Origin of the sequence: Streptomyces sp. SID12488, assembly GCF_010548275.1 — a bacterium.
GTDB lineage: Bacteria > Actinomycetota > Actinomycetes > Streptomycetales > Streptomycetaceae > Streptomyces.
The window spans coordinates 1-4,922 of the sequence record NZ_JAAGLT010000068.1 but is presented as its reverse complement, the minus strand read 5'-3'; the positions used below and the strand labels follow the sequence as shown (position 1 = coordinate 4,922).

General features: G+C 72.6%; 1 protein-coding gene. It reads right to left on the bottom strand.

Features of this window, described 5'->3' with window-relative positions; translation table 11 throughout:
• A partial coding sequence (locus tag G3I56_RS42445) for a type I polyketide synthase (RefSeq protein ID WP_164418850.1) occupies window positions 1-4,922 on the bottom strand: 4,922 nt, incomplete at both ends.

Below are 4,922 nucleotides of genomic sequence, written 5' to 3'. Positions count from 1 at the left end.
CCACCACCCGACACAACCCGCCGCAGACGAGGCACCAACAACCCACCCGACCGCACCGCCACCTGCGCCTCACCCGACACCACAGCCGACGTAAGCAGCCGGGCGTTCGTCGGCAGGTCCGTGTCCGCGAGGTCCAGGAGCTGGATGCGGCCGGGGCTCTCGGTCTGCGCCGAGCGCAGCATGCCCCAGAGCGGAGCGTGCGCCAGGTCGGTCACGTCCTCGCCGGACGCGGTGGGCACGGCGCCCCGGGTGGTGACCACGAGGCGGGTGCGTGTGAAGCGGTCGTCGCCGAGCCAGGTCTGCACCTGAGCCAGCGCACGGTGTGCCGCCGCACGCGCGGCGGTCGGCAGCGTGTCGCCGGAGTGCGCGGAGACATAGGGGGCGAGGAGGACCGTGGGTGCGGGCGCACCCTCGTCGATGGCGCGCGCCGCCTCGCCGAGGTCCGCGTAGGAACGGATCCGGTCGGCCGGCAGGCCGAGGTCCTGTGCCGAGCCGAGGACCGCCCAGGTCGAGAGGTCGGCGCTCGTGTCACCTGCGGGAAGCCGGCTCCAGTCGACCCGCAGCAGTCCGTCGGCGGAGGTGGTGCCCGCCGCGTGCAGCGACTCGGCGGTCAGCGGGCGCAGGGTCAGCTCCGCCACGAAGGCGACCGGCGCGCCCGAGGCGTCGGCCACCGTGAGTGCGACCGACGTCGAGCCGCCGTCCGCGGCCCGGGGCGCCGCGGCGCCCGCGAGCCGGACCCGCAGGACCGGCGCGCCACCGGCGTACACGTTCGCGCCCGCCCAGGTGAAGGGGAGCAGCGGCTGCCCCTCGTCGCTGACGACACCGGGCAGCAGTGGATGCAGCGCGGCGTCGAGCAGCGCGGGGTGCAGGATGAACCGGCCCGCTTCGGCGCGCTGGTCGTCGCCGACGGCGACCTCGGCGAAGAGATCGTCGTTCGCCGCCCACAGCCTGCGCAGGTTGCGGAACGCCGGCCCGTAGTCGTAACCCCGCTCTGCAAGGCGCTCGTAGACCCCGCTGAGGTCGATCTCGTGTGCTCCGGCGGGGGGCCAGACGGTAAGGGCACCGTCCGTGGGGTCGGTTTCGGTGTCGGCGCGCAGGGTGCCGTGGGCGTGCAGGGTCCAGGCGGTGTCCTGGTCCGAGTCGCCGTCGGGCCGAGCGTGGACACGCAGCGGGCGGGTGCCGTCGGTGTCCTCGGCGCCGACGGACACCTGGAGGTGAACGCCCCCGTGTTCGGGCAGCACGAGCGGGGCGGCCAGGGTGAGTTCCTCGACCGCCGTGGCGCCGAGCTGCTCGCCCGCCCGGAGGGCGAGTTCGAGCAGTCCGGTGCCGGGTACGAGCGTCGTGCCGGCGACGGTGTGCTCCGTCAGCCAGGGATGCGTACCGCGCGCCACGCGGCCGGTGAGGACGTGCTCGTCACGGTCGGCCAGCTGGACGGCGGCACCGAGCAGCGGGTGGTCGGTCGGCACGAGCCCGAAGCCCGCGGCGTCCGAGACCCCCGAGGGGGCGTCGAGCCAGTAGCGCTGCCGCTGGAACGCGTAGAACGGGAGGTCGGTCTCGCGGGCTCCGGGGAAGACGGTGTCCCAGCGCACGTCGGCCCCGCGCGCGGCGAACAGTCCGAGCGCGGACGCGAACGCTCCCGCCTCGGGACGGCCCCTGCGCAGGACCGGCGTCACGGCACCGGCGTCCACCGCCAGGGACTCGGTGACCAGGGCGCTCAGCACGCCGTCGGGGCCCAGTTCCAGCCACTCGGTGACTCCGCGCGCCTCGAGGAGGCGTACGCCGTCGAAAAAGCGGACTGCCTCGCGGATGTGGCGTGCCCAGTAGTCGGCGGAGGCCAGGTTGTCGGCCGTGGCCAGCTCGCCGGTGACGTTGGAGACGATCGGGATGCGCGGCTCGTGGAAGGTGAGGTCCGCGACGATCGAACGGAACTCGTCCAGTACGTCGTCCATGTGCGGCGAGTGGAAGGCGTGGCTGACGGACAGCCGTTTGGCGCGTGCGCCCTGCTCCTTGAACCGCGCGGCGAGTTCGTCCACGGCGTCGGAGTCGCCGGAGATCACCGTGGAACGCGGTCCGTTGACGCCGGCGATCGCCACCCGGTCGCCGTACGGGGCGAGCGCGGTGCGCGTCTCGTCCTCGCCGGCCTCGACGGCGGCCATGGCGCCGTCCTCCCGGGCCGCCTGCATCAGCCGGCCGCGTTCGGCCACGAGTACGCAGGCGTCCGGCAGGTCGAGCACGCCGGCAAGGTGGGCGGCGGTGACCTCACCGACCGAGTGGCCGAGCAGGAAGTCCGGGGTGAGGCCGTGGTGTTGGGCGAGGCGGAACAGCGCGGTCTCCACGGCGAACAGGGTGGCCTGCGCGAACGCCGTCTGGTCGAGCAGCGCCGCGTCGGGAGTTCCTTCGGCAGCCCAGAGCACCGACTTCAGCGGCCTCGGGAGTTCGCGGTCCAGGTGGGCGCACACCTCGTCGAGGGCTGCTGCGAACACCGGGGACGCGTCGTACAGTTCGCGGCCCATACCGAGGCGCTGTGCGCCCTGCCCGGTGAACAGGAAGGCGGTCCTGCCGCGCCGGGCGGAGGCGGGGTGCAGCACCGTCGGGGCGGACTCGCCGCGGCTCAACGCCGTGAGGGCTTCGAGGAGTTCGTCGCGGTGCTCGGCGACCGCCACGGCTCGGTGGTCGTGCCAGGCGCGTGTGGTGGCGAGGGACCAGCCGGTGTCCGCGAGGGACTGTCCGGGGTGCGCGCTCAGGTGCTCGTGCAGTCGCTTGGCCTGGGCGCGCAGGGCGGGCTCGTCGCGGGCGGACAGGACGAACGGGACAGGACCCGTCAACTCCGGCCGCTCAGCCGCACCGGACCCGTCCGCCGACACGAACTCCTCAATGACCACATGAGCATTGGTCCCACTGATACCGAACGACGACACACCTGCCCGACGCGGCGCCCGCTCCCGAACCGGCCACTCACGCGCCTCCGTCAACAACTCCACCGCACCCGTGCCCCACTCCACGAACGGCGACGGCTCATCAACATGCAACGTTTTCGGCAACACCCCATGACGCATCGCCTGCACCATCTTGATCACACCACCCACACCCGCAGCCGCCTGCGCATGCCCGATGTTCGACTTCAACGACCCCAAATACAACGGCCGACCGTCCGACCGCTCCCGCCCATACGTCGACAACAACGCCTGCGCCTCGATCGGATCACCCAACCGCGTCCCCGTACCATGCGCCTCCACCACATCCACATCAGCAGGAGCAAGACCCGCCGACGCCAGCGCCTGCCGGATCACCCGCTCCTGCGACGGACCGTTCGGCGCCGTCAGCCCATTACTCGCACCGTCCTGATTCACCGCACTGCCACGGACCACAGCCAGCACCCGATGACCGTTCCTACGGGCATCCGACAACCGCTCCACCACCAACAGCCCCACACCCTCCGACCACGCCACACCATCCGCCGCCCCGGCGAACGACTTCGAACGCCCATCGGGCGACAGACCGCGCTGCCGGGAGAACTCGACGAAGACGTGCGGACTGGCCATGAGGGTCACGCCGCCGGCGATGGCGAGCGAGCACTCGCCGTTGCGCAGCGCGTTCGCCGCCAGATGCAGGGCGACCAGCGAGGACGAGCACGCGGTGTCGACGGTGACCGCCGGGCCCTCGAAGCCGTAGGTGTACGAGAGCCGGCCCGACACGACGCTGGAGAGGTTGCCCGCCAGCAGGAAGCCCTCGTACTCCTCGGGGCTCGCGGAGAGGCGGGACGCGTAGTCGTCGTACATGGCGCCGGTGAAGACGCCGGTGTCCGAGCCGTGTACGGCCGTGGGGTCGATGCCGGCGTGCTCGAACGCCTCCCACGCCGTCTCCAGCAGGAGCCGGTGCTGGGGGTCGATGGCGGTGGCCTCGCGCGGCGGGATGCCGAAGAACGCGGGGTCGAACCGGTCTGCGTCGTGCAGGAAACCACCGTGGCGGACGTAGGAGGTGCCGGTGTGTTCGGGGTCCTCGTCGTAGAGGGCGTCCAGGTCCCAGCCCCGGTTGGTGGGGAACCCGCTGATCGCGTCGGTGCCCTCGGCCACCAGCCGCCACAGGTCGTCCGGTGACGCGACGCCGCCCGGGAAGCGGCACGCCATGCCCACGATGGCGATCGGCTCGTCCTGGTCCGCGGTGGACCGCACGGTGCGGGCGGGTGCGGGAGCGGCGGTGTCGGCGATCCGGGTCAGCAGGTGGTTGACGACCGCGTCGGGTGACGGATGGTCGAAGACGACGGTCGCGGACAGCCGCAGGCCGGTGGCGGCGTTCAGGCGGTTGCGCAGTTCGACGCCGGCGAGCGAGTCGAAGCCGACGTCCTTGAAGGCGCGCTTCGGGTCGAGGCGTTCCGGATCGGTGTGGCCGAGGACACCGGCGACGATGCCGCGGACGAGGTCGAGAACCGTTTCATGGCGCCGCTCCTGCGGCAGCGCGCCGATGCGCTGCGCCCACGGGGTGCCCTCGGCACCGACGGCACCGGCAGCGGCCGTACGTGCTGCGGCGCGCCGGGGTCGGACGGGAACCAGGTCGCGCAGCAGGGGGGAGGCTACGGCACCGCCCGCGCGCAGGGCCCGCGGATCGAAGGCCACGGGAGCGCACAGTGCGTCCCCCGCAGCGACGCCGGCGTCGAACAGGGCGAGGGCCCGCTCGGGAGCGAGAGTCCGGATGCCGAGGCGCGTCCAGCGGGCCAGGTCGGCGTCGCCGAGCGTGCCGCCCATTCCGTGCGTCCCGTCCCACAGGCCCCAGGCGAGGGAGGTGGCAGGCAGCCCAGCAGCCCGCCGATGCGCAGCCAACGCATCCAGGAACGTGTTCGCCGCCGCATAGTTCGCCTGACCCGCCGTACCCAACAGACCAGAGACCGACGAATACAGAACAAACGCCTTCAGATCCATCCCCCG